This is a genomic window from Mammaliicoccus sp. N-M50 (assembly GCF_022386995.1).
Classification (GTDB): domain Bacteria; phylum Bacillota; class Bacilli; order Staphylococcales; family Staphylococcaceae; genus Mammaliicoccus; species Mammaliicoccus sciuri_A.
The window spans coordinates 108,027-133,918 of sequence record NZ_JAJNJA010000001.1; the positions used below are offsets into that span (position 1 = coordinate 108,027).

A 25,892-nucleotide genomic window follows, 5' to 3' on the forward strand; every position below is an offset into this window, starting at 1 on the left:
CCTCAATTCTAATAATATAGTCATAATAAATTGCTATCATGATTTTACCATGTGCCATTCATTATGACTATATTTTTTTAATCTATAGCTTTTTCTTCAAAATATGCATCAATAACTTGACCAAAGTCATTCTCGTCAACAACAAATCGACCATTTGTATAACGTTCACTAAAGTTAAAGTCTTTAGTATTCACTTTGACTTGATCTTTTTCTGAAATGATAACGCATGTTTCATCCTCTGAAACGGTTCTAGCAAATACAATTCTATGCGCTTTTGATTTTAGTTCTTTCAAAATCATTAAGCCGCGTTGAGATCTTTTAGCAGGTACAAATTGTTCTGCTTTCATTCTTTTAACTGAACCACGATCCGTCACAATAAAGACAGATTGATCATTTGGTAATTTATCTGTCATTACAACTCTATCATTATCTTTCAAGTTGATAGATTTAACACCAGCTGCTTTCAAACCAATGTCGGATAATTCATCCGTATCGTAAGTTAAGCTCATACCTTTTTCAGTAATCACTGTTATAAGTTCATCATTTACTATTTTCAGTACGGACACAACTTCATCGTCACCTTTAAGTTTAATGGCAACGAGTGGTTTTGTAATTCTGCTCGCTTTAAATTTATCATTTGTAGACTTTTTGATCATGCCGTTTTTCGTCGCGATAATATAATTAGATGATGGCTTGAAATCAGTTTCTTTATTTACAGAAATGACACGTTCGTCATCATCAATTGGAATCATTTGTGAAATATGTTTACCAAGATCTTTCCACTTTAAGTCCACAATTTCATGTACAGGTATAAATAAGTAATTACCTTTATTTGTGAATACAATTAAAGTATCTTGCGTATTCATTTTTTCGTGCATTAATAAGTAGTCACCGTCTTTAAGTCCTACTTCTTCAACACCACTTGCGATATAACTTCTATTAGAAGTACGTTTAATGTATCCATCATGCGTAACAGAAACGATAGTTTCTTCACTTGGAACTAAAATTTCTTTTTCGATTTTAATTTCTTCGATTTTTTCTTCGATTTCAGTTAAACGTTCATCAGCAAATTCTTTTCGAACTGCTCTAAGCTCATTTTTAATCACTTTAAATAATGATTTTTCATTTTGTAAAATATCTTTTAAGCGTTCGATAGTTTGTTTAAGTTCATCAAATTCATTTTCTAATGAAACAATATCTGTATTTGTTAATCTATAAAGCTGTAACATTACGATTGCTTCAGCTTGTTCTTCAGTAAATTCAAATTTCGCAATTAAATTTTCTTTCGCATCACGTTTGTTTTTAGAAGCTCTAATTGTTTCAATAACTTCGTCTAAAATAGACAATGCTTTAATTAAACCTTCAACGATGTGCATACGTTTTTGTGCTTGAGATAATTCATATTGAGAACGTCTTGTTACGACTTCTTTTTGATGTTCAATATAACTTTCAAGAATTGATTTAAGGCCTAATAATTCAGGTCTTCTATTATTTATTGCTACCATATTAAAATGATAAAGCACTTGTAAGTCTGTATTCTTATAAAGGTAATTCAGAACACCTTCACTATTAATATCTTTCTTAAGTTCAATCGCAATTCGTAAACCTTCTCTATCTGTTTCATCACGAACTTCTACAATACCTTCAATTTTCTTATCAGCTCTAAGTTCATCAATTTTCTTAACTAGCGTACCTTTGTTAACTTCAAATGGTACTTCAGTTACGACGATTTGTTCTCTTCCGCCTCTAATTTTTTCTATTTCTACTTTACTTCTAACAACGATTTTACCTTTACCTGTTTTATATGCTTTCTTAATGCCATCTAACCCTTGAATAATACCGCCTGTTGGGAAATCTGGTCCTTTTATATGTTCAATTAATTCATCTACAGATGTACTTGGCTTATCGATAAGCTTTAATGTCGCATCAATGACTTCTCCTAGATTATGCGGTGGAATATCAGTTGCATAACCAGCAGAAATACCTGTAGATCCATTGACTAATAAGTTAGGATACCTAGCTGGTAATACCATCGGCTCCATCGCAGTATCATCAAAGTTTTGTACATGTTCAACTGTTTCTTTATCAATATCTTGTAATAACACTTCAGCTAATTTACTTAATTTTGCCTCAGTATAACGCATTGCTGCAGGAGGGTCATTATCAATACTACCGTTATTACCATGCATTTCTATTAGTACGTGTCTCAATTTCCAATCTTGACTCATACGAACCATTGCATCGTATACAGAAGAATCACCATGTGGATGATAATTACCGATTACGTTACCAACCGTTTTAGCACTTTTTCTAAAGTTTCTGTCATACGTATTACCGTCTTTATACATCGCAAATAATATTCTACGTTGTACAGGTTTTAATCCATCTCGTACATCAGGTAGTGCACGATCTTGAATGATATATTTACTATATCTACCGAATCTATCTCCAATTACATCTTCTAAAGGAAGGTTTTGAATTTGTTCAACCATTATTTAACTTCCTCCTCTAATGTTTCTACTTCATCATCAAGTACTTGAATGTCATCACTTTCAAGTATACTTTGATCTTCTTGCATACCAAATTGAACGTGTCTTTCAATCCATTCTCTACGTGGTTCAACTTTGTCACCCATTAATGTAGTCACTCTTCGTTGTGAACGTACTTCATCATCAATACTTACTCGAATTAACGTTCTTGTTTCAGGATCCATTGTTGTTTCCCATAGTTGATCGGCATTCATTTCACCTAAACCTTTATAACGTTGAAGTGTGAAACCTTTACCAATTTTCTTCATTAATACTTCTAAATCTTCATCAGTCCATGCATATTCAACTTGTTTTGATTTACCTTTACCTTTTTCTAATTTATATAAAGGTGGTAACGCAATATATACTCTACCTGCTTCTAATAGCGGTCTCATATATTTGAAGAAGAAAGTTAATAATAATACTTGAATATGTGCACCATCTGTATCGGCATCTGTCATAATAATCACTTTGTTGTAATTACTATCTTCAATATTAAAGTCTGCACCAACACCTGCACCTATTGTATGAATAATCGTATTGATTTCTTCATTTTTAAAGATATCTTCAAGTTTAGCTTTTTCTGTATTAATAACTTTACCTCTTAACGGTAAAATTGCTTGGAATTTACGATCACGCCCTAATTTAGCTGATCCTCCGGCAGAATCCCCTTCGACTAAATAAAGTTCGTTTTTCTCTGTATTTTTACTTTGTGCTGGCGTTAATTTACCAGATAATAAAGTTTCTTTACGTTTGTTTTTCTTACCATTTCTAGCTTCTTCACGTGCTTTTCTTGCTGCTTCACGTGCTTGAGATGCTTTAATCGCTTTTTTAAGTAATGCCTTTGATAATTGACCTTTCTCTTCTAGGTAGAAAGGCAGTTGATCTGACATAACGGAATCAACAGCTGCACGTGCTTCTGTTGTACCTAATTTAGACTTAGTTTGACCTTCGAACTGTAATAAATCTTCTGGAATTCTTACAGAAATTATAGCTGTCAAACCTTCACGAATGTCACTACCATCAAGATTTTTATCTTTTTGTTTAAGTTCACCAATTTTACGCGCATATTCATTAAATACACGAGTAAATGCTGTCTTTAAGGCAGTTTCATGTGTACCTCCGTCTTTAGTACGGACGTTATTTACGAAACTTAGAATCGTTTCAGAATATTGGTCATTAAATTGAAAACTAATATCTACTTCAATTCCATTTGATTCGCCACTAAACATAGCAACGTCATGTAACACGTCTTTGCCTTCATTTAAATAATTTACAAATTCTTTAATACCATCTTCATAATGATAAAATACTTCTCTAGGTTCTTCTCCCCTTAAATCCGTTACTTTTATCTTAAGTGCTTTCAGTAAAAATGCTGATTCTTGAAGTCTTTCACATAACGTTTCAAAGTTAAAATGTGTTGAAGCTTTAAATATTTTAGAATCTGGTTTGAAATGAACCGTTGTACCCGTTTTACGTGTTTTCCCCTTTTTCTCTAATGTTGTAACAGGTACACCACCGTTTTTGAACTTTTGTTTATAAATATGACCTTCTCTATAAATCGTTACTTCTAACCATTCACTCAAAGCATTAACAACTGAAGCACCTACACCGTGTAGTCCTCCAGATGTTTTATAGCCACCTTGACCGAATTTACCGCCGGCATGAAGGACAGTAAATATTACTTCAGGTGTCGGTTTACCAGTCTTATGTAATCCTGTAGGCATCCCCCTACCGTTATCATGAACAGAAATACTATTATCTTTATGAATTGTTACGTCGATTTCCGTACCGAAGCCATTTAAAATTTCATCAACAGAGTTATCTACTATTTCATATACTAAATGGTGAAGTCCGCGGACATCTGTTGAACCAATGTACATACCAGGTCTTTTTCTTACTGCTTCTAAACCTTCGAGTACTTGTATTGAATCTTCACCATATTGAACTTTTGCTTGTTTATTCAATATTTCTCCTCCTACAAACGTACGTTCGTTTCTTTTACTTTACAATAGTTATTTTGTTATAAATCCCTAGAAAATGCAAGCCCTATCCCTAATTGTGGTACAATTTCCCTTTACATTGTACAGACAATATCATATTTTTAAATAGTAACCGATATACAGTTATGGTAAACTATTAGTACCTGCTATCAAAGGAGTGTTTCAATAATGACATTTGTTGTTATTATACTTAGCTACTTAGTTGGATGTTTCCCAAGTGGCCTTGTGTTAGGTAAGTTATTTTATAAAAAAGATATTCGACAATTTGGAAGTGGCAACCTAGGTGCTACAAATACATTTAGAGTATTAGGAAAAAAAGCTGGATTTATCGTGATGTTTTTAGATATCTTCAAAGGATTTATTGTAGTTTTCTTCCCAATATGGTTTAATGTAGATATTCCTAGCATATTTGTAGGTATTTGTGCAGTAGTCGGACATGTATTTCCAATATTTTTGAAATTCAAAGGTGGAAAAGCCGTTGCAACAAGTGCAGGTGCTGTTCTAGGTGTACATCCGATACTATTAATTATACTAGCTATTATATTCTTTGTAATTCTATATTTAACTAAATATGTATCATTATCTAGTATTGTAGCGGGTATAAGTTGTTTTATAGGTGCAATTATCATTGGTGATATACCTTTCTTAATCGTATCTATTGCAATATTGGTTATACTGCTCGTCAGACACCAATCAAATATCGTAAGAATATTCAAAGGACAAGAACCAAAAATCAAATGGATGTAAAGGAGAATGCACTATGAATCTAGAAATTACTGAAAAAGCTATCGAATGGTTTAAAGACGAATTAGAATTCAATGATGATCAAGCCTTACGATTTTTCGTTCGTTATGGCGGTGAATTTCAGTTAAAACAAGGCTTCTCACCCGCATTTACTGTAGAAGAATTAAGTTCTTCTGAAGTTGGTTTTAAAGACGAGAAAAACGATATTCCATTTTTTATTGATGAAAAAGATTTATGGTACTTTGATGATAATGACTTAGTAATTGATTTAAATGATAATGGAGAAATTAAATATGAAGTCAAAGCTTCAAGATAAACTATAAAAGCAGATGTATTTCGTGTATTTAGCGAAACACATCTGCTTATTTATTATAGTTTACGATCTACACCTTGTTCAGTTTCTTCATGAATTTTTAAATATGCTTTATGCCATTCAGGGAAACTCTTATCTAATCTAATTGGTCTGTTTGAACCTTTTTTCAAGCATACATGCGTTGTTGATCCTGTTGATACAACTTCTCGTTGTTCATTTAATATCTCATAAGAATAAATTGATCTTATAGGTGAATAATGAGAAATCCACGTTTTAATGATAACTTTTTCAGGGTATGTTATAGACTTTTTATAAGTAATATTCAAATCAACTACAGGAGATATAATCCCCGCATTCTCCATATCTGCGTAACTAAATCCCGCTTTATAAATGTAATCTGTTCTCGCTACTTCGAACCAAATCGCATAATTTGCGTGATAAACAACGCCCATTTTATCCGTCTCTGCATATCTAACATCTATTGGTGTTTCACTATAAATCATGATTCAATCCCTCTTTCTAAATTCCTTAACCTAATCATAACATAAATATAATTACGCCTGTGATTATATTCTTTTAAATACATATATTTAATTTTCATATAAAAAGCAGTAGACATTCAATTTACAAAGAATATCTACTGCTCGTATATGAATTAGCTTTATATTATTGTGCTAATTTGTTTCTTAATACCATTTGTAGAATACCACCGTGTCTGTAGTAGTCAATTTCTACTTCTGAGTCGAATCTAGCTAAAGCTTCAAATTCTGTAACTTTACCATCTTCGCTAGTAGCAGTTACTTTAAGAATATCACGTGGTTTAACACCTTCATGAATATCTACTGAAATGGCTTCTCTACCAGTTAAACCTAAGCTATCTGCTGATTCACCTTTTTTGAATTGTAAAGGTAATACACCCATCATAACTAGGTTAGAACGGTGAATACGTTCGTAACTTTGAGCAATAACTGTTTTAACACCTAAAAGATTTGTACCTTTAGCTGCCCAGTCACGAGAAGAACCCATTCCGTAGTCATTACCAGCAAGTACACATAAACCAATACCATTTTCTTGATATTTCATTGAAGCATCAAAGATAGGCATTACTTCTTCTGTTGGCCAGTAAGTTGTGAATCCACCTTCAGTTCCAGGTGCTAATTGGTTCTTAATACGAATGTTCGCAAAAGTACCTCTCATCATAACTTCATGGTTACCACGACGAGAACCGTATGAGTTAAAGTCTCTAATTGCTACATCATGGTCTTGCAAGTATTTACCAGCTGGTGTATCTTTACCGATTGCACCTGCAGGAGAAATATGGTCAGTTGTAACTGAGTCACCAAATTTACCCATTACTCTTAAATCACTTAAAGGTTGAATATCTTGTGGTTCTTTAGATAAACCTTGGAAGAATGTAGGGTTTTGGATATATGTTGAATTAGGATCAAAGTCATATAATGGTTGATCTGTCGTTTCAATTTGATTCCAAACTTCATTAGATTCAAATACTGTTTTGTATTCTTCTCTGAATAATTCAGGTGTAACAACTGATAATACAGTGTCTCTAACTTCTTCAATTGATGGCCAGATGTCTTTTAAGAATACATCTTCACCATTAGATCCTTTACCGATTGGATCATTTTGTAAGTCGATATCAACAGTACCAGCTAATGCATAAGCAACAACTAATTGTGGTGATGCTAAGTAGTTCGCTTTAACTAATGGATGAATACGACCTTCGAAGTTACGGTTACCAGATAATACTGAAGTAACAAGTAAATCTTCGTCAGCAATCGCTTTTTCAATTTCAGGTAATAATGGACCTGAGTTACCGATACAAGTTGTACAACCATAACCAACTAAGTTGAATCCAAGATCATCTAAATACTCTTGTAATCCAGCGTCACGTAAATAGCCTGTAACAACTTTTGAACCAGGTGCTAATGAAGTCTTAACGTAATCTGGTACTTTTAAGCCTTTTTCGATTGCTTTTTTCGCAACTAAACCTGCACCTAACATTACATATGGGTTAGAAGTGTTTGTACATGAAGTAATGGCTGCAATTGCGATGTCACCAGTCTTCATTGAAGTCTTCGTACCATCTTGTAATTCAATATCTACAGATTTATCAAATTCTGATTTATCGAAACCATGACCTTGGTTACCTGCTGGTGCAGTCACTGATTCAACAAATGATTTTTTCATGTCGCTTAATTTGATTAAATCTTGTGGACGTTTAGGACCAGATAATGATGCTTCAACTGTTGATAAATCTAGATTAACAACATCTGTGTATGTTGGTTCTACATTTTCAGCATTGAAGAACATGTTGTTTTCTTTTAAGTATTTCTCTACAACATTAACTTGTTCTTCAGAACGTCCAGTTAAACGTAAGTAACTTAATGATTCATCATCTACTGGGAAGAAACCACATGTAGCACCATATTCAGGCGCCATATTAGCAATTGTTGCTCTGTCTGCTAATGGTAATTTTTCTACACCAGGACCAAAGAATTCAACAAATTTACCTACAACACCTTTTTTACGTAACTCTTCAGTTACACGTAAAGCTAAGTCAGTTGCTGTTGTACCTTGTGGTAATTCGTTTGTTAATTTAACACCGATAACTTCAGGAACTGGGAAGTATGAAGGTTGACCAAGCATACCTGCTTCGGCTTCAATACCACCTACACCCCAACCTAATACACCAATACCGTTGATCATTGTTGTATGTGAGTCAGTACCTACTAAAGTATCTGGGTAAGTTACAAGTTCATTTTCTTCCTCTCTAATGTGTACAACACTTGCTAAGTATTCCAAGTTAACTTGGTGAACAATACCAGTAGCTGGTGGTACAGCACGATAGTTATCAAATGATTTTGTTGCCCAGTTTAAGAATTGGTAACGTTCGATATTACGTTCGAATTCTAATTTCATATTCATTTCTAATGAATTTGGTAATGCATAGCTATCTACTTGTACAGAGTGGTCAATAACTAAATCAACAGGTACTTCAGGGTTGATTTTAGAAACATCTCCACCAACATCATCCATAGCTTTACGTAAAGAAGCTAAGTCTACAACTGCAGGTACACCTGTGAAGTCTTGTAGAATAACACGTGATGGTTTAAATGGTACTTCTGCATTAGCATCGTTAGATTTACCCCATTTTGCTAAATTCATAATATGTTCTTCTTTAATGACACGTCCGTCAAATTGTCTTAATACTGATTCTAATAATACACGAATAGAATAAGGTAGTTTATCAACATTAGATAAACCTAATTCGTCTAATGTTTTTAAGCTATAAAACGTGTATGTTTTGCCGTTCAATTCAAAAGATTTTTTAGATTGTTCTTTTAAACTTGAGCTCATTATTAGTTCCCCCTTTAAAATTGTGCAAGTTAATGCTTCATATACAATTGTATAATCAATACTTTAGTAAAACAATACATTGCGCTTAAAAATGAATATATTTATCATTCAAGTTTATAATAGGATACTATAAGTTTTACTTATGTATTTTCAAATATACATAATTTTTAGTTATTAATTGATAATGATTATCAACTATATATAAAAATAGGCTGAGACATCAATTTGTCTCAGCCTATCACTTATATTAATCTTCCATTTCTCTTGCTAAACGACGTTGTTCTTTTAATTCTTGTTCATATTCTCGTTTAGATTTTTCTACATATTCTTTCATACGATGCTTATTCGGTGTAATCGATAATCCAAGATATTTTCTTTCTTGGTTTGCATCTTTATAGAAAGCGACAATCATCATAATGATAATGAAACTAAACGGGAATGCTGAAATGATTGCTGCTGATTGTAATGCATTTAATCCAGTATCTCCACCAGATAATAATAGTACGAATGCAATAAGTGATTGTGCAACACCCCATACAATCTTCACTCTACCTGATGGTTCTAATGATCCATAAGTTGTCTGCATACCTAAAACGAATGTAGCAGAGTCTGCAGAAGTTATAAAGAATGTACATATTAATGCTAATGCAATAATTGATAGAATCGCACCCATTGGTAATTCATTAAATACACCAAATAATTGAGTTTCAGTAGTCATTTTGAAGACTTCTGGTGCCTTCTTACCTACTTCAATACCTGTTACGCCAAATACACTGAACCAAATAAAGCTAATGATTGTTGGTACAAGCATAACACCTAAAATAAACTCACGAATTGAACGTCCTCTAGAAACGCGGGCAATGAATATACCTACGAATGGACTCCAACTCATCCACCAACCCCAATAATAAAGTGTCCATGAATTTAACCATTCACTCTTTTGAGGATTTAATGGTGCTACATCAAAACTATTGAATAAGAATGAATCGAATAGCGCACCTGTTGATGATGTAAACATATTTGCAATTAAAATTGTTGGACCGATAATTAAAGTGACAATAAGTAATAGTGAAGCTAAAACAATATTTAAGTTACTTAAATATTGGATACCTTTACTTAGCCCACTCCATGCACTCATTAAGAATAAAATCGTTACAATAACGATGATGATACCTTGTATAACGATATTATTTGGGATTCCAAATAAATATTCTAATCCACCATTGATCTGTAAAGCACCCATACCTAATGATACGGCAACCCCTACAACAGTTGCGAATACTGATAACACATCAATAATGATACCTATAGGACCATCAACTCTATCACCTAAAATTGGTCTTAATGTTTTAGATAATAAACCAGGTTCACCTTTTCTAAATTGAGAATATGCTAACGCTAAAGCAACTACTCCGTAAATTGCCCAAGCATGGAAACCCCAATGTAAGAATGTAGAACGCATTGATTCAGTCATCGCTGCTTTCGTCTCTGGATCAGCATTCGGTGGTGAAACAAAGTGAGACATTGGTTCAGCTGCACCGTAGAATACAAGTCCGATACCCATACCAGCACTGAATAACATTGCAAACCAAGAAATTGTATTAAATTCTGGTTTATCATGTGGTCTACCTAATTTTAACTTTCCAATTGGGCTAAATATAATGAAAACACAGAAAAATACCATACCAATTGTAATAATCATGTAATACCAACCAAAGTATTTTGAAATCCATGCACTGATATTACCAGTTATCTCACCAAACTGAGTTGGAAAAATAACACCAAGTGCAACAATGATTGCAACAACTATGGCACTAATTGTAAAAACATTTGAAACTTTTCTTCCATTTGGATACGTTGGAATATTGGCCATTATAATTCTCCTTTCAAAATAACAAACTTTAAATTATGTATTCCCGTTTTAACTTATTTTATTCGTGATATTTTCAAATAAGTGATATATGAAAACAGCAACATTCAACACTTTAACAAATATTACACCTAAAATCAAATTGACTATTTCTTTTTATGCCATATTCATGTATGATAAAATTCGATAAGGAGGTGTTTAATATGTCATTATTAAAAGAATTTAAAGACTTTGCTTTGCAAGGTAACGTTTTAGATTTAGCAATCGCCGTTGTTATTGGTGCTGCCTTTAACAAAATTGTTACATCTTTAGTTGAGAACGTCATAATGCCACTTATTGGTTTAATTTTTGGAGAAGTAGACTTCGCTGAAAAATGGTCATTAATGGGTATCAAATACGGTCTATTCATCCAATCTATCATTGACTTCTTAATCGTCGCATTCGCACTATTTGTATTCATCAAAATTGCAAATACTGTTATGAAAAAAGGCGAAGAAGAAGAAGAAGTTGACGAACAAACTGTATTACTTACAGAAATCCGCGACGCTTTACGCGAAAAGTAAGTTTTACATATTTAAAAAACCATCGATTATTGATTGTTCAATAATCGATGGTTTTTTTGATATCTTTATTAATCTTCAATTGGACCTTCTTCTACTAATGTTTTAACATCAGCTACAATTTCTGATTTAGGGAATTTTTTATCCCCAGCATCCTGTCCGCTATATGATTTAATGATTTTTCCATTCTGATCTATTAAATAGAAACTTGTACCATGTGTAACTTGTGTACTACCTTTTGGTGGTGGCGCCACGATTGATTTAAAGTTATCTTGTGCGTATTGTTTAATAAATTTAAAATCATAATTTGTTAATAACGTCCATTTGTTATCTGGTACATTATATTGTTTAACGTAATCTTTAAGTTTTTTCGGTGTATCATTTTCTGGATCTACACTAAAACTTAATACCCCATAATTTTTAACGCCATCTTTTTCAAGTTGATCAATAACAGTACTCATATTATATGTCATTGGTGGACAAACTGTTTCACAATTCGTAAAGATAAAATCAGCTATATACACTTTCCCTTTCATATCTTTTTGTGAAAATTTATGACCGTCTTGATCAGTTACATTGAATGACTGCATTTTATTGCCAAATTGACTGTCCGGTTCAATCGCATTATTACTACATGCACTCATTATCATCATCATACTTGCAACCAATATTAGAAATATTCCCTTTTTCATCCTAACACTCCCATAACTCTGTTAGTTAAAATATATCAAATAAAAATCACTACTTAAATACACAATTTAATCTATTTATGTCTTTGATGTGTCATTCAATTATTTGAGAATGCTGTTGTACTTAAAAATCCATTCTTGTTTACATTTAAAATGGTAGGAATTCTTGTCTTTAATTCAGATACGTGAGAAATAATACCTACTAAACGACCGGACATTTGTATATTAACGAGTGTATCGAGCGCAGTTTCTAAAGTTTCAGCATCTAACGTACCAAATCCTTCATCAATAAACATCGATTCTAAATGGATAGCACCCGCTTCTTGCTGCACAACATTCGACAATCCTATCGCTAATGACAACGACGCTTGGAATGTTTCTCCTCCTGATAATGACGTAATATGTCTCGTTCTATTCGAAAATCTATCAAACACTTCAATTTCCAAACCACTTAATCCTTGTGATTTCTCTTTTCTACGCACGAGTTGATAACGATTATTTGTCATTTTAAGAAAATGTCTATTTGCATTATCTAATATATGGTTTAAATAATAAATCAGCACATAGTTCTCCAATGATAATTTCTGGCTATTCTTCCCATTCATCGTTCTCGATAAATCAATCATTTCTTCTTGTTCTTTAAGGTCTTGATTAATCTTATCTATCACATTAAGAATCGCTTTAGATTTTTGATCATTTTGTTCAACCTTCAATTGAAGTTGATTCAATTGTTTAACTAAATTGTTTAGAGAATCTTTAGCACTTACTAATTGTTCTTCTGTATTAGCGATATCAGGCATTTCTTGATCTTTTACCTTTTTACTAAGCTCTTTAACGACCGCTTCAACTTCTATATACTTTTTGTCATATTGCTGAGCACTTTCTTCTAATCGATCAATATCCTCTACTTGTAACAACAATTCATCTAACTGAGCATATGTTGAAATGTCATGTTTGCTCATTTCAGTACTTAAATAGTCTTTTGTAGATTTAATTTGTTCTTCAATCATAGATAAACGTTCTTTAACCGTAGCATGTTGCATTTGTAATGTTTGCTTATCTTTTTGATATTGTTCTTGTTGTTCGTTCAATTGTTTCATACTTTGATCAAATTTAGATAATGTTTGTTCTAATTTATTCACTCGTTCAACAAATGATGATACTTCATTATATCCCGTCTCTTTATTAAAGTACGCTAAATCATTTTCATATGTCGATACTTTATGATTTAAATCATTTAATTGTAATGTGTGTTCTGTCATTTGCTTTTCTGCATCGCTTATTTCTTTTTTTAGATGTTGAATATGCTGACGATTCTCTTGATATGTTTTTAAAGTACTCACTACTTGTTCAAGTCTTTCATTCAATGATGCTATATCCTTTTGTACATCTTTAACATCACTTAACTTGTTTAATTGTTCATTCGTTAAATTAATTCTTTCTTGATAAGTCGTAATGTGTTGATTCACTTCTTGTAACTGCTGTTCCACTTCTAATTGCTTCTCTTTTTCTTGTTTTAAGCTTTCAAAATCAACATCTCCATTAATTGTTTCTATAATCGATCCACATATAGGACAATCCTCACCTTTATGAACATGCTTTTGAATTTTCAATATTTCATCTTCCACATTCAATATATCAAACGTCTTTTCGGCATCTTTATGTTGTTCGAGTGATGTTTTTTCATTTTCATATTCTACTAATTGACGATTATATGCTTGTATTTTCTCTTCTAATGCTTGTTTATCTGCATACAGCTTTTGTGTTGTTTCTAGACCTTGTAATGTTAACTTCATTGTTTCTTGTTCTTTTAATTGTGTTTGCTCATCTTGTTCGTCATATGTTATTTGTCCAAGCTTAGTATGAAGTTCATCTGTTTCTTGCTTATTTTGTTCAATTGCCTTTTTTAAAGTTTCTTGTTTTTCTTGTTGTTTCATTATGTCTTGTTCTGCTTCTATATATTTTTCAATATTTACTTTTATATGCTTCGTATTTTGAACAAATGCTCTATATTCTTCAATTTGTTCATGTTCTTTATGCAGATCATTTATTTGTTGTACGATAGTTTCTAATTTTTGCGCATTGTCACTTATTTGTTTTTGAAGTACTTCTTCATTTTGTAATTCGTTTGTATGGTTGATTTCCTTATCTTTAAGTTGATGATATTGATAAGTTAAAGACTGTACACTTTTTAAGTATTTGACTTGTTTCTTTAAATCATTGATTTCTTTTTCTTCACTTTTCAACTGATTTAATTCTGCTTCTTTAACTTTTAACGTTTCAAAGTTTTCTTTTAATGTCTTCTCTCTTTCAAAGACACTTTCAATTTCACTAACTTGTTGCTGTTGTTTAGATTTCAAATCTGTTAGTTCTTTTAACTTTTCTTGTCCTACCGCTTCATATGACGATAATGCCTCTTGAATCACTTTATAACGATAGCCTTCAACTTGTTTATGTTCTTGTAACGTTTCATCATCAAAATCATGCATATCATTTATATACTGTGTGATTTTTTGATAGTGACTTTCGATTAGTGCAATTTCTTTCTTCATTTCTAGTTCTAATTGTTCTTGTAACTTCTCAAAACGATTACTATCGAATAGTGTTCTTAATATACTTCTTTTATCTGTGCTGTTCGATACGAGAAACTGTTTGAATTCACCTTGTGGAAGAATCAATATTTGTCTAAACTGTTTAACATTCATATGTAATAATGCTTTTAAATAATCATTACTGGTATTAATACTTTTCGTTTCTAATGACCACTTATCATTTACTTTTTTATAAACTTCAACTGTCGCATTCGTTGGGTTTTTATTACCTTCTTTAATGTATTTCACAGTTCTAACGACGCTATATTGCTCATTTTTAATTTCGAATTCAAATTCTACTTTTGTTGGTAACTTAGGATCAGCAAAATGGCTTCGTAAATCAACTTCTTCACGCGATTCTGTCGATGTCTTACCAAACAAAGCATAAACCATCGCATCAAAGATCATCGTCTTTCCTGACCCTGTCTTACCACATATTAAAAACAATTGTGATTTAGATAAATGTGTAAAATCCACTTGCTCATTTATAAATGGTCCAAAATATTGCATCTTTAATAATAAAGGTCTCATCTTATTCTTGTGCCCCCTTATTTAAATCATTTTCTAACAATGCGATAATTTTCTCTCTTTTTATACCTTCTAACGGTTCACCCGTTACATGATCGTAAAAAGATTCAATAATCTCTAGATCCGTCAAAGTATGAACATCTACATCTATTTCATCATTTGCAACTTCATAATCTTGCCTAGATATTTGAAGTGTGTTCGGATATATACTTCTTATCTTCATAAGCGGATCTGTCACATGGTCCATATCAGATAATTTAAAGTGAAAATAGTCTTCACGATTTTTTATGTCTAATTTTTCATGTATGACATCTTCATAGCTTGCTTGTATCACTTGAAATGCTCTTCTAGGTTCTATTGGTATAAATGACTGTTTAAATGATTTATGACCAAAATCAAATAGTCTATATCCTTTAGCTTGGTTTGCCTCTGAAAATGAATATTGCATTGGCGTTCCAGAGTAAAATATGTAATCGGACTGTATTGCAAATGGGTGATGTAAATGCCCTAATAATACAGCGTCGAATATATCAAAGGTTTGCGCACTGACTGTTTCTATAGTCCCAATAGATAAAGGTCTTTCAGAGTCTGTCGATTCACCACCAGCAACGAATAAATGACCTATTAAAATATTCGTTTCATCTTCGTTTATAACTTCTTTCATTTTATTAACAATAAATTCAGTCGCTTCTTGATGTGTATGAATATCTTTTACTTCAAATACATGTCTAATATCAGCAGGTGTAAAGTAAGGCATCACGTATATATTGACATCATTGACTTTAATAGGTTCAAGTAACTGATCGTATCCTGTTATAATTTTTAAACCTGTTTTTTCAAACCATCTTTCTCCGTAATTTAAACGCTCTTTACCATCATGATTACCACTTATGGCTATAATTGGCGTGTTAAGTTCTAAATTGATTGTTGAAAGTGCATCTTCAAGTACAACCATTGCCTCTTTATTAGGATAGTGTAAGTCATATAAATCACCGCTAATCACGACAATATCTGGTTGATGTTCTTTAATTGCATCGAATAATTTTGAAAGTATAAACTTTTGATCTTCTATTAAGGATTGACCATTTATGGTTTTACCAATGTGCCAATCAGCAGTATGTAAAATTTTCATTTTATAGCTCCTTTTATAATATTTATTAGACAGGTTGAAACGCTTCATTTATACTAAATCTAAGGAGTGATTTCATTGAGTAACGCATTTATATTTTTTATTATTTTATGGTGCATCGTATTTATTTCGTTACTTGCAATCGGTGGATTCTTTATGTTTCGTAAATTCTTAAAACGTATGCCTAAAGATAATGGTATGAGTGAACTTGATTGGCAAGACTACTACATTAATAAAGCTTTACCATTATGGAATGATGAAGCGCGTAGTTTATTAAACGAACTCGTTTCACCTGTTCCAGAATTATTTAGGGATGTTGCGAAAGAAAAGATAGGTGGTCGTGTTTCTAAAATTGCATTAGAAGAACATGCCACAACAATCGAACTTGACCATATCATGAGAGGATATATCGTAGCAACACCAAAAAGAGATCACAAATTCATGAAGAAAAAGCTAACCGAACTTAATATAGATTATACACCATATTTAAAATTGTTCGAATTAGCTGATGATGAGAAGAATAAATTTTCTATCTTTGATCATAGAGAAGAAATTTCAAATGCAAAAACAACGCACACTCAATAATTGAGATGTGCGTTGTTTTTTTAATTTACAATTGGCATACGGTCTTTTAATTTTTTATATTTAACATACATAGCAATTCTCCAAGGTACAATCATACTAAATGCAAGTAAGAAAAACATACCTGCTAATTGACCCGGATCGATTGAATCACTTAAGAAAAATTTACCGACTGATCTAATGATTAATAACGATATTAAAATAACCGGAAATAATTTAGAACGTTTCATATAAATTTCTGTTCCTTTAACTTCAAAGTTAGAAGTAAAGATAAGAAATAGAGAAAAGAACAATCCAACTAAAATTGCTTCTATAATTTCACTGCCATTTAATCTAAAGTACGGAACAACATACATCAATGCACCTGTAGCCATAAAAAATGGCGGTAATACAATCTTTTTAGCATTCGTTGGATAATTTTGTGCTTTCATTCTAACAACAATAACTGCCAATCCCATTAAAGCTGCTATTACAAATGAAAAAAGGAAATACATATCTAAAACCCCTTATAAGTACGAAATATCAATAATATTTAATTTAAACCTAATGATTGGAAGAATATCGTGATCTCCGTTAATAAATCAAAGAACAATAATATTCCCATAATTATCATAATTATACCACCAAACTTCATGATAGCAACATTGTACTTTTTAATAATTTGTAATTTAGTTATAAAGAATGTCAGTACGAAAAATGGAATGCTGAATCCTAATACATATAACAACATATAAAGTAATGCTTGTGATGAATTAGTAGCAGCCAACGTACCAATCGCTGCAATAATCGGACCATTACAAGGTGTCCATCCTGCAGCAAATGCCATACCTATAAGAAAAGTACCTATATAACCTGTGGGTTTCGTCTTGAAATTTATTTTACGGTCTTTCATTAAAAATTGAGGTTGGAATACACCTAATATAATGAGACCAAATACTATAATAATAATGGCACCTAATTGCCTGATTAACGTTTGGTAATTAATCAACATACCAGAAATATATCCTATACCCATTCCAAGTATCATATATATAACACTAAATCCAAGCAAAAAGATAATCGTATGTAAAATTGCATTACGACTAAGTCCTTTAGTTTTGATGTCGTCATAACTCATGCCTGTTATATAAGAAATAAACGCTGGATAAATAGGTAATACGCAAGGAGATACGAAACTTAATATGCCTGCACCAAAAGCTACAAATACTGTGATTTCCACAATGATCCCCCTCTCACTCATATTCTATTTTATCAAATAACAATTAAGTTAAAACACCTTTATTTGAACAATAAGTGAAAACTTAAACAAAATAAGAAACGAGCCTTAGACTATTGTATACGTCTGAGACTCGTTTAAAAATATCACGGTTATACGTTTTATTTTTACTTATGATTAATATAAGATTATTTAATTTTTTGATCCATATTCTTATTCATCATTGTCATCATTTGATTAATTTTCTTTTGAGATGGTTTTTGACCCATTTGCATCATCATCATACGTAACATTTCTTCGTTAATTGGTGGATTCTTTTTCAAGTAATCCATCATATATTTACGTGCAAGGAAGAATCCAAGTGCAAGCCCACCGATTAATGCCACGACGATTAATAATATTGCTAACCACGTTGCCATTATTTCACCCACTTTCTGTATCCTATAAAAGTTTACTAAATTCATTACATTTTATCAAGATGAAACTTAATGTTTAAAATGAAAAAGCCTCAGCCAAGTTTCTTGGATGAGGCTTTTTTAACATTCTTTAGAAGCTTAATACTTGGTTTAATACATTTTCTTTTGTAAATCCGTATTTTTCAACTACTAAGTCGCCAGGCGCACTTGCACCGAATGTATCAATTGTAATGACTTTACCTTCAAGGCCAACATATTTATGCCAACCTAGAGAAGATGCCATTTCGATAGCTACACGTTTTGTGATTGATGCTGGTAATACTGATGCTTTATATTCAGCATCTTGTTGATCAAATGCATGCCAGTTAGGTAATGATACAACTTGTACACCTTTACCTTGTGCTTCGATATCTTTAGCTGCATCTACAGCTAATGAAACTTCAGAACCAGATGCGATTAATAAGTATTCAGGTTCGATTTCAGAACGATATACGACATATCCGCCTTTACGAACGCCTTCTTCTAATACTGATTCTTCAACATCTAAAGCTGTTAAGTTTTGTCTTGTTAACACTAAAGCTGTTGGTGTTGTTTCAGATTCTAAAGCTACTTTCCATGCTACTCTTGTTTCATTACCATCTGCAGGGCGAATAACGTTTAAGTTAGGAATCGCTCTTAATCCGGCTAATTGTTCAACTGGTTCATGTGTTGGACCATCTTCACCGACAGCAATTGAATCATGTGTGAATACAAATGTTGAAGGTACACCCATGATTGCTGAAAGTCTTACAGCCGGTTTCAAGTAGTCACTGAATACGAAGAATGTTGCACCATATGGTTTAACACCACCGTGAACTGCCATACCATTAACTGCAGCAGCCATACCGAATTCACGAACACCAAACCAAACGTTACGTCCTTCTGGAGTTTCGCTACTAAAGTCAGCTTCACCTTTAACATTTGATTTGTTTGAAGATGCTAAGTCAGCTGAACCACCAAAGAATGCAGGTACTGATTTACTTAATGCTTGAATCACTTCACCTGAATCCGCACGTGTTGCACTGCTATTTCCAGCTTCATAAACTGGTAATTCTTTATCGTAATCAACTGGTAATTCATTAGAAATAGCTTGTTTAAATGCTTGTCCTAATTCAGGATATTCATTTGTATATGCTTCAACTAATTTTTCCCAAGCTGCTTCGTCTTCATTTGCACGTTTAAGCATTGTTTCACTGAAGATATCATATACTTCTTGAGGTACATTAAAGCGTTTAGAAGGATCTAAACCGTATGCTTTTAATGCTAATTCACGTTCTTCTTCACCTAATGGAGCACCATGCACGCCATTAGTACCCGCTTTGTTAGGCGCACCATAACCGATAACTGTTTTAACTTCGATTAATGTTGGACCTTCTAATGTTTTCGCTTCAGTAATCGCTTTATCAATAGCTTCTAAGTCATTACCGTCTTCAACTAAGATATAGCTCCAACCATATGATGTGAATCTTTCTTTAACATTTTCAGAGAATGCTTTATTTAATTCACCATCTAATGAAATATCATTAGAATCATATAAAGTGATTAATTTATCAAGGTTTAAGTGACCTGCTAATGAAGCTGCTTCATGAGAAATACCTTCCATTAAGTCACCATCACTTGCTAAAACATATGTGTAATGATCTACTACATCGTATTTATCTTTATTAAATTTACCTGCTAAGTGTTTTTCAGCCATTGCCATACCAACACTCATTGCAAAACCTTGTCCTAAAGGTCCTGTTGTAACTTCTACACCATCAGTATGTCTAAATTCTGGATGTCCAGGTGTTTTAGAATCCCATTGTCTGAAGTTCTTCACTTCTTCAAGTTCTAAACTACCTGAAACGTGTAATAAACTATATAGTAATGCAGAACCATGTCCAGCAGATAATACAAAACGGTCTCTATTAAAATAGTTCTTAGATTGAGGATTGAAATTTAAATGCTTAGTCCATAATGCATATGCCATAGGCGCAGCACCCATTGGTAAACCAGGATGTCCTGAGTTAGCTGCTTCAATAGCATCTATACTTAAAGCACGGATTGAATCTACTGCAAGTTGATCTTTTTCGTTAAACATAAATGTAGTCTCCTTTATTCTTGTAATCCCTTTTCATTATACATGAAATTTTTTCAAAAATTAATTATTATTACTTAATTTTTACTTACTTTCTTATATTATTATTTTTTTGAATTTCTTTTACCTTATCAGGAGTTACATCATTACCTTCTGGATCTATGATTTTAGTATTCTCGATTGTATTTTTAAAATTACCGCGGAAAGCTTGTAAATACTCAGCACGTAATTTTGATTGTTCTTTAGCTTCACTATCTGTTAAACCTTCAGATTTCTTTTTGTTCGCTAATTCATTGATTCTATCTATTTTTGCTTTTTCTAGCATAATATCCCCACTTTCTTTATACATAAAAGATACCAAAAAACACGAGTAAATCCAAATGGATTTACTCGTGTTTAAATTCAATCTATTGACCCTACTAATGTATTGGAATCAGATATATGGTTATGTTGTTTATCGCTTTGTTGTTTAATTTGATGATCGGTCATTTCGTACGTTTGTTCTGTATTATAAAGATCATTAGACTGAGCTAAATATAAATATCCAATTAATAGAGTCATTAAGAATACTGCTATATACACTAATACTGTCTTCTTAATTGTAATTGTCATACTCAATTCCTCCTAGAACGTTTGTTTGTATTATCATAATAACAGAACAACTGTTCGTAGTCAATAAAAATACGAACAAATGTTTGTTCAAAGGAAACGTATGTGCTATAATAAATTTAAATAATTAATTGGGAGCGTGCGACTATGAAAGAATTAACTAAACGTCAATCTGAAATATATCAATTCATCAAACATATAGTACAAACGAAAGGCTATCCGCCTAGCGTACGTGAAATTGGTTTAGCAGTCGGCTTAGCGTCAAGCTCTACAGTACATGGTCATTTATCAAGACTAGAAGAAAAGGGCTACATTAAACGTGATCCAACTAAACCGCGAGCTATAGAAATTACAGAAACAGTTGGAGAGAACATTAACCAAGAGAACACCATTCACGTTCCAGTTATCGGTAAAGTTACAGCAGGTATACCTATTACGGCTGTAGAGAATGTAGAGGAATACTTCCCATTACCAGCACATTTCACATCAACACATAATAGCAATATCTTTATATTAGATGTTGTCGGTGATAGTATGATCGAAGCTGGTATACTAGACGGCGATAAAGTAATCGTACGTAGTCAATCAATCGCTGAGAATGGTGATATCATAGTTGCAATGACAGAAGACGATGAAGCTACTGTTAAACGTTTTTACAAAGAAGAAACGCGATATAGACTTCAACCAGAGAACAGTACAATGGAACCTATTTATTTAGATAACGTTACAGTATTAGGTAAAGTTGTTGGATTATTTAGAGAAATGTAACATAACAAAAAGGAGATGCGATTGCATCTCCTTTTTTCATATTCCCTTTATCGAGTTCTTTCTTTACTTGTCATATATTTATGATACATCTTTTTTATTTAATAATTCTTTAATACGTTCTAAGACATCTAAATCTTTTCGTTTTATTTCTTTATTTTCCATGTAAAACTACCCCTTTATATGTTATTTCACCAATCAAAATTACTAGAAACAACATGTGTTAAACATTTAAGGAAATATGAAATATTGACTTTTCTCGATTTAATTATATCAACGTTGATAAGATAATATCATTTATCTCTTTTCTATTGTTGCGTGATGTAGTTCTCCGTCCAATATGGCTGTAATTCTTCGCCGATATCAACACCTACACCTAATTCTTTATAATCTTTATTTAAAATGTTTTTTCTATGTCCAAGTGAATTCATAAGACCATGATGTGCATATATACTACTGATTTGACCATAAGCCAAGTTTTCCCCAGCAGTAACATAATTAAAACCATCTCGATCTAATCTATCAAATGGAGACATACCTTGTTTGTTATTATGATCAAAATAATCATTATTCACCATGTCTTGACTATGCTTTCTTGCAGTTTCACTAACACGCTCATTATAAGCTAATGTAGGTAGTCCAAACTGTACGCGTTCAGCATTTACAAGATCAAAGCTTTGTAATTCTAAAGCTTTTTTGTATTCATCAGAAGCTGCATGATACTGATTCGTTCGTTTATCTTCAGTTGATGATGCAATCTGCATGATACCTTTAATTTGATTATTTTCATGTTTATCATAAAACACGGTTGTATAGATGTTATCAAATTTGAAAACATCATAATCTTCATCATTTTGTATGAGTTTCACTTTGTCTTTTTCTATTGCTTTTTCAGGTTCTCCAAGTATAGAACGAACTTTATCTTTGTTCATTTTACTTGTGATACCTTTTTTAGAAGTTATAAGGTCTTGGTTTGTATATAAACCAGTTACTTTGTCATGATCATAACTTACCATCACAAATTCATGATAGTCGTTATGATACACATGCCATTTCTCGTTATATTCATTAGCAGTTATACGCTTAGGTTTACCAAGTTTCTTTTCTACTTCATTCTTTGTTTGATTGATTTGAATATTATTAATCGCAAATTCTTGGTCATCTGGTGTCTTCAGTTCAACTTTCTTAGCTGTTTCTTCGTGTTGTAATCCTTGTTGAACGTTCAATACTTTTTGCCCAATTTGTCTAGACAAATCTGATTCTGGGACTGGCTTGATAAGTGTTAAGCATAATAGCAACATAAATAAAAAGAATACTTTTCTCAAGTCGTCACCTCACTTGTTTTAGCCGCGATCACTGTCACCATTAAATATTGAATTACGAACAATTACATAGTCTACTTTTGTAATAGAATGTAGATCTTTTCCACCTGCATAAGAAATAGAACTTTGTAAATCTTGTTCGATTTCAATTAACGTATCTTTTAGAGAGCCTTTATGTTCAACAAACATCTTTTTACCCTCTACATTTTTACGTTCACCTTTTTGAAATTCAGATGCACTACCGAAATACTCTTTATATAGTTTACCTTCTAATTCAACTGTTTCACCTGGAGATTCTTCGTGCGCAGCAAATAATGAACCAACCATTACCATACTTGCACCGAATCTAATAGATTTAGCAATATCACCATTTGTTCTAATACCACCATCAGCGATCATTGGTTTTCTAGCAGCTTTGCTACAAGCGTTAATTGCAGCTAATTGCCATCCACCAGTACCAAATCCAGTTTTAATTTTTGTAATACATACTCTACCTGGTCCGATACCAACTTTAGTTGCGTCAGCACCCGCATTTTCAAGTTCACGAACACCCTCAGGCGTACCAACATTACCTGCAATTACAAATGATTCAGGAATATGTTGTTTAATATGTTTAATCATTCTAATAACTTGCTCAGAATGACCGTGTGCAATATCTATTGTTATATATTCAGGAACAAGCCCTTCATTAGAAAGTTGTTCTATAAAAGTATATTCATTGTCTTTAACACCTACAGAAATTGAGGCGAATAAGTTTTGGCTTTGCATTTTTTTGATAAATGGAATACGTCCTTCTTCATCAAAACGATGCATGATATAAAAATAATCATTACTAGCAAACCATTCAGCTAGTTCTTCATTCATGACTGTTTGCATATTTGCAGGTACTACTGGTAATTTAAATGTCTTTGGACCAAATTTTACAGTAGTATCACATTCAGAACGGCTTTCTACTATACATTTATTTGGTATTAACTGTACATCTTCATAATCAAAAATTTTCATATCAATAACCTCTTTCACAACTATTAATAATAATCCATTAGTTACTATACATGGTTAAGTAGTAAAAGTAAACGAAATAATACTATAAATGTTATTTATTTAGAGCTTTATCAAGAGTTTTGATATTTTCTTCCATTAAAGACTGATATGAAATATTTTTTTGTTTGGCTTCATCTTTAGTTAATACTTCTAAATTATGAAATTTTAGCGGTTTACTTTTCGTATCTTTCTTTATAATATCTGTCATTTTTGAACTAACATTTTGTTCATATAAAATATATGGTGATTTCGAGTTGTTAATATCTTTAATGATTTCTAATATTTCTTTTTGAGTTGGTTCTTCATTATTCATGCCTGTGACACCTTTTTGTTTAAAATGATATCTGTTAGCTAAATAACCTAGAGAATCATGAGAAATAAATACTGTGTCTCTTTTTGTATCTTTCGTTACGTTTTGTAAACTTTCATCAATCTCGTTTATATCTTTAATGAGGTTTTGATAATTTTTTTGATAATATTCTTTATGCTCAGGATCCTTTTGTACAAGTTTATCTTTAATAGATTTCGCCGCTTCTTTATTGACAATTGGATCCAACCAAATATGAGGATCGTTATCACTTTCTTCCCCTTCGTGCTCATGTTCATGCTCTTCTTCACCGTGTTCATGATGATGTTCTAAAATATGACTTTCTTTCAAATTAGCTACTGCTTCTAATTTGTGATCATCATTTTTAATAGTAGAACTAATTTTTTTAGCTACTGGATCTAATTCATTTGAAGAATATATAAACAAATCACTTTTAGCAATATTAAGCATTTCTTTTTGTGTTGGCTCATAATTATGTAAATCCGTACCACTTGGGTAAATTGAATTTGCATCTACATATTTTCCACCAATTTGTTTTGCAAAGCTTTCATATGGAAAGTTTGTTGCATAAATTTTAATTTTGTCGTCTTTAGATGTTTCGGTGTTACAACCTGAAAGTATCAGTCCAATCGTTAGTAACGTACCAACTATAATATATATTTTTTTCATATTTTAACTCCTACGTTATTAATTGTTTTAATTATAACAATATACGCTTTTACACATCATATCGCAATTATATAATACACATATTTTTGCATTGAAAACTCATTTGTATTATGCTAAAATTATAAAACGTAACGATTACTGAATAGAAAGGCTGATGAACATGCGTGTCAATATCACGTTAGCATGTACTGAATGTGGCGACAGAAATTATATTACAACTAAAAACAAACGTACAAATCCTGAACGTATTGAAATGAAAAAATACTGTCCAAGATTAGGTCGTCACACTTTACACCGCGAAACTAAATAATTTCTTATTTTATAAGAAAATATACGACAAAGAAGTCAATTCATACATTTGAAATGACTTCTATTTTTTTATACTATCGCTTTATGACTTTAAAGCATTTATGCGTTAAAAGTTTTTGTTGCTTATTTACTGAAATACTAATAAAATAATATGTATATTTTATTTACAGATAAATTGTACTATTA

Annotated in this window: 23 protein-coding genes; 6 read left to right on the forward strand and 17 right to left on the reverse strand. The window is 32.0% G+C overall.

Annotation, left to right across the window (positions count from 1 at the left end):
• Positions 1 to 77 precede the first annotated feature (77 nt).
• The gene (gene parC, locus LQ622_RS00505) at positions 78 to 2,492 is read right to left on the reverse strand and encodes a DNA topoisomerase IV subunit A (protein WP_191835539.1); all 2,415 of its coding nucleotides are present in this window, start codon (positions 2,490 to 2,492) and stop codon (positions 78 to 80) included.
• Positions 2,492 to 4,495 carry a DNA topoisomerase IV subunit B gene (parE, locus tag LQ622_RS00510; protein WP_204252978.1) on the reverse strand — a complete coding sequence of 668 codons (2,004 nt, stop codon included), beginning with the start codon at positions 4,493 to 4,495 and terminating at the stop codon, positions 2,492 to 2,494. The genes parC and parE overlap by 1 nt, the downstream gene beginning before the upstream one ends.
• A 201-nt stretch (positions 4,496 to 4,696) precedes the next feature.
• On the opposite strand from parE, the gene plsY reads away from it, so the two are divergent.
• On the forward strand, positions 4,697 to 5,278 hold the full coding sequence (gene plsY, locus LQ622_RS00515; protein WP_025905927.1) for a glycerol-3-phosphate 1-O-acyltransferase PlsY: 582 nt from the start codon (positions 4,697 to 4,699) through the stop codon (positions 5,276 to 5,278).
• A gap of 13 nt (positions 5,279 to 5,291) precedes the next feature.
• Positions 5,292 to 5,591, forward strand: a complete 300-nt coding sequence (locus LQ622_RS00520; protein ID WP_025905926.1) for a HesB/YadR/YfhF family protein — start codon at positions 5,292 to 5,294, stop codon at positions 5,589 to 5,591.
• Between the two features lie 53 nt (positions 5,592 to 5,644).
• Here the strand turns inward: LQ622_RS00520 and menI are convergent, their stop codons facing one another.
• The 3 genes from menI to LQ622_RS00535 all read right to left on the reverse strand — a co-directional run bounded on the left by menI (position 5,645) and on the right by LQ622_RS00535 (position 10,836).
• Entirely contained in the window at positions 5,645 to 6,091 is a 447-nt protein-coding gene (gene menI, locus LQ622_RS00525; RefSeq protein WP_025905924.1) for a 1,4-dihydroxy-2-naphthoyl-CoA hydrolase MenI, read from the reverse strand.
• Positions 6,092 to 6,254: 163 nt separating this feature from the next.
• Positions 6,255 to 8,963: an aconitate hydratase AcnA gene (gene acnA, locus LQ622_RS00530; protein ID WP_126477033.1), complete on the reverse strand. Its 2,709-nt coding sequence runs from the start codon at positions 8,961 to 8,963 to the stop codon at positions 6,255 to 6,257.
• Between the two features lie 247 nt (positions 8,964 to 9,210).
• Positions 9,211 to 10,836 carry a glycine betaine uptake BCCT transporter gene (locus LQ622_RS00535; RefSeq protein WP_126477035.1) on the reverse strand — a complete coding sequence of 542 codons (1,626 nt, stop codon included), beginning with the start codon at positions 10,834 to 10,836 and terminating at the stop codon, positions 9,211 to 9,213.
• A gap of 200 nt (positions 10,837 to 11,036) precedes the next feature.
• Between LQ622_RS00535 and mscL the strand changes: the two genes are divergently transcribed.
• Positions 11,037 to 11,396 carry a large conductance mechanosensitive channel protein MscL gene (mscL, locus tag LQ622_RS00540; protein ID WP_025905918.1) on the forward strand — a complete coding sequence of 120 codons (360 nt, stop codon included), beginning with the start codon at positions 11,037 to 11,039 and terminating at the stop codon, positions 11,394 to 11,396.
• A 68-nt stretch (positions 11,397 to 11,464) separates the two neighbouring features.
• Here mscL and LQ622_RS00545 read toward each other — a convergent pair whose 3' ends face one another.
• From LQ622_RS00545 to sbcD, 3 genes are all read right to left on the reverse strand, one after another.
• Entirely contained in the window at positions 11,465 to 12,085 is a 621-nt protein-coding gene (locus tag LQ622_RS00545) for an SCO family protein (RefSeq protein WP_126477037.1), read from the reverse strand.
• Positions 12,086 to 12,180: 95 nt separating this feature from the next.
• Positions 12,181 to 15,204, reverse strand: coding sequence for an exonuclease subunit SbcC (gene sbcC / locus LQ622_RS00550; protein WP_239761907.1), 3,024 nt, complete (start codon positions 15,202 to 15,204; stop codon positions 12,181 to 12,183).
• Position 15,205: 1 nt separating this feature from the next.
• Complete coding sequence (gene sbcD / locus LQ622_RS00555; protein ID WP_126477040.1) at positions 15,206 to 16,333, reverse strand: exonuclease subunit SbcD; 1,128 nt, start codon at positions 16,331 to 16,333, stop codon at positions 15,206 to 15,208.
• A gap of 75 nt (positions 16,334 to 16,408) precedes the next feature.
• Here sbcD and LQ622_RS00560 point away from each other — a divergent pair, with 75 nt between their 5' ends.
• Positions 16,409 to 16,915: a DUF2621 family protein gene (locus tag LQ622_RS00560; RefSeq protein ID WP_025905909.1), complete on the forward strand. Its 507-nt coding sequence runs from the start codon at positions 16,409 to 16,411 to the stop codon at positions 16,913 to 16,915.
• Between the two features lie 20 nt (positions 16,916 to 16,935).
• On the opposite strand, the gene LQ622_RS00565 is transcribed toward LQ622_RS00560, so the two are convergent.
• From LQ622_RS00565 to sosA, 6 genes are all read right to left on the reverse strand, one after another.
• Complete coding sequence (locus LQ622_RS00565; protein ID WP_037587925.1) at positions 16,936 to 17,406, reverse strand: CcdC family protein; 471 nt, start codon at positions 17,404 to 17,406, stop codon at positions 16,936 to 16,938.
• 38 nt (positions 17,407 to 17,444) lie between these two features.
• Positions 17,445 to 18,131, reverse strand: a complete 687-nt coding sequence (locus LQ622_RS00570; protein ID WP_078104443.1) for a cytochrome c biogenesis CcdA family protein — start codon at positions 18,129 to 18,131, stop codon at positions 17,445 to 17,447.
• 185 nt (positions 18,132 to 18,316) lie between these two features.
• On the reverse strand, positions 18,317 to 18,547 hold the full coding sequence (locus tag LQ622_RS00575; protein ID WP_025905903.1) for a YneF family protein: 231 nt from the start codon (positions 18,545 to 18,547) through the stop codon (positions 18,317 to 18,319).
• A gap of 127 nt (positions 18,548 to 18,674) precedes the next feature.
• Positions 18,675 to 20,663: a transketolase gene (tkt, locus tag LQ622_RS00580; RefSeq protein ID WP_049318962.1), complete on the reverse strand. Its 1,989-nt coding sequence runs from the start codon at positions 20,661 to 20,663 to the stop codon at positions 18,675 to 18,677.
• A gap of 85 nt (positions 20,664 to 20,748) precedes the next feature.
• Positions 20,749 to 20,985, reverse strand: a complete 237-nt coding sequence (locus LQ622_RS00585; RefSeq protein WP_239761906.1) for a DUF896 domain-containing protein — start codon at positions 20,983 to 20,985, stop codon at positions 20,749 to 20,751.
• Between the two features lie 77 nt (positions 20,986 to 21,062).
• Positions 21,063 to 21,272 (reverse strand): DNA damage-induced cell division inhibitor SosA, encoded by a 210-nt coding sequence (sosA, locus tag LQ622_RS00590; protein ID WP_025905898.1) that lies wholly within the window; start codon positions 21,270 to 21,272, stop codon positions 21,063 to 21,065.
• 144 nt (positions 21,273 to 21,416) lie between these two features.
• Here sosA and lexA point away from each other — a divergent pair, with 144 nt between their 5' ends.
• On the forward strand, positions 21,417 to 22,037 hold the full coding sequence (lexA, locus tag LQ622_RS00595) for a transcriptional repressor LexA (protein WP_025905896.1): 621 nt from the start codon (positions 21,417 to 21,419) through the stop codon (positions 22,035 to 22,037).
• A 305-nt stretch (positions 22,038 to 22,342) separates the two neighbouring features.
• Here lexA and LQ622_RS00600 read toward each other — a convergent pair whose 3' ends face one another.
• The 3 genes from LQ622_RS00600 to LQ622_RS00610 all read right to left on the reverse strand — a co-directional run bounded on the left by LQ622_RS00600 (position 22,343) and on the right by LQ622_RS00610 (position 25,397).
• Positions 22,343 to 23,359, reverse strand: a complete 1,017-nt coding sequence (locus tag LQ622_RS00600; RefSeq protein ID WP_239761905.1) for a CAP domain-containing protein — start codon at positions 23,357 to 23,359, stop codon at positions 22,343 to 22,345.
• Positions 23,360 to 23,377: 18 nt separating this feature from the next.
• Entirely contained in the window at positions 23,378 to 24,361 is a 984-nt protein-coding gene (gene guaC / locus LQ622_RS00605; RefSeq protein ID WP_025905892.1) for a GMP reductase, read from the reverse strand.
• Positions 24,362 to 24,452: 91 nt separating this feature from the next.
• The gene (locus LQ622_RS00610) at positions 24,453 to 25,397 is read right to left on the reverse strand and encodes a metal ABC transporter solute-binding protein, Zn/Mn family (RefSeq protein ID WP_239774533.1); all 945 of its coding nucleotides are present in this window, start codon (positions 25,395 to 25,397) and stop codon (positions 24,453 to 24,455) included.
• A gap of 160 nt (positions 25,398 to 25,557) precedes the next feature.
• Here LQ622_RS00610 and rpmG point away from each other — a divergent pair, with 160 nt between their 5' ends.
• Complete coding sequence (rpmG, locus tag LQ622_RS00615) at positions 25,558 to 25,707, forward strand: 50S ribosomal protein L33 (RefSeq protein ID WP_049318964.1); 150 nt, start codon at positions 25,558 to 25,560, stop codon at positions 25,705 to 25,707.
• The last annotated feature ends 185 nt before the right edge of the window (positions 25,708 to 25,892 follow it).

What these genes read in the sequence shown, in the direction of transcription:
- sbcC (WP_239761907.1), bottom strand. Translation starts at nt 15,204, where the DNA reads ATGAGACCTTTATTATTAAAGATGCAATATTTTGGACCATTTATAAAT.
- parC (WP_191835539.1), bottom strand. Translation starts at nt 2,492, where the DNA reads ATGGTTGAACAAATTCAAAACCTTCCTTTAGAAGATGTAATTGGAGAT.
- lexA (WP_025905896.1), top strand. Translation starts at nt 21,417, where the DNA reads ATGAAAGAATTAACTAAACGTCAATCTGAAATATATCAATTCATCAAA.
- rpmG (WP_049318964.1), top strand. Translation starts at nt 25,558, where the DNA reads ATGCGTGTCAATATCACGTTAGCATGTACTGAATGTGGCGACAGAAAT.
- tkt (WP_049318962.1), bottom strand. Translation starts at nt 20,663, where the DNA reads ATGTTTAACGAAAAAGATCAACTTGCAGTAGATTCAATCCGTGCTTTA.
- sbcD (WP_126477040.1), bottom strand. Translation starts at nt 16,333, where the DNA reads ATGAAAATTTTACATACTGCTGATTGGCACATTGGTAAAACCATAAAT.
- LQ622_RS00545 (WP_126477037.1), bottom strand. Translation starts at nt 12,085, where the DNA reads ATGAAAAAGGGAATATTTCTAATATTGGTTGCAAGTATGATGATGATA.
- acnA (WP_126477033.1), bottom strand. Translation starts at nt 8,963, where the DNA reads ATGAGCTCAAGTTTAAAAGAACAATCTAAAAAATCTTTTGAATTGAAC.
- LQ622_RS00535 (WP_126477035.1), bottom strand. Translation starts at nt 10,836, where the DNA reads ATGGCCAATATTCCAACGTATCCAAATGGAAGAAAAGTTTCAAATGTT.
- sosA (WP_025905898.1), bottom strand. Translation starts at nt 21,272, where the DNA reads ATGACAATTACAATTAAGAAGACAGTATTAGTGTATATAGCAGTATTC.
- mscL (WP_025905918.1), top strand. Translation starts at nt 11,037, where the DNA reads ATGTCATTATTAAAAGAATTTAAAGACTTTGCTTTGCAAGGTAACGTT.
- LQ622_RS00585 (WP_239761906.1), bottom strand. Translation starts at nt 20,985, where the DNA reads ATGCTAGAAAAAGCAAAAATAGATAGAATCAATGAATTAGCGAACAAA.
- LQ622_RS00575 (WP_025905903.1), bottom strand. Translation starts at nt 18,547, where the DNA reads ATGGCAACGTGGTTAGCAATATTATTAATCGTCGTGGCATTAATCGGT.
- LQ622_RS00565 (WP_037587925.1), bottom strand. Translation starts at nt 17,406, where the DNA reads ATGTATTTCCTTTTTTCATTTGTAATAGCAGCTTTAATGGGATTGGCA.
- LQ622_RS00610 (WP_239774533.1), bottom strand. Translation starts at nt 25,397, where the DNA reads ATGAAAAAAATATATATTATAGTTGGTACGTTACTAACGATTGGACTG.
- guaC (WP_025905892.1), bottom strand. Translation starts at nt 24,361, where the DNA reads ATGAAAATTTTTGATTATGAAGATGTACAGTTAATACCAAATAAATGT.
- LQ622_RS00520 (WP_025905926.1), top strand. Translation starts at nt 5,292, where the DNA reads ATGAATCTAGAAATTACTGAAAAAGCTATCGAATGGTTTAAAGACGAA.
- menI (WP_025905924.1), bottom strand. Translation starts at nt 6,091, where the DNA reads ATGATTTATAGTGAAACACCAATAGATGTTAGATATGCAGAGACGGAT.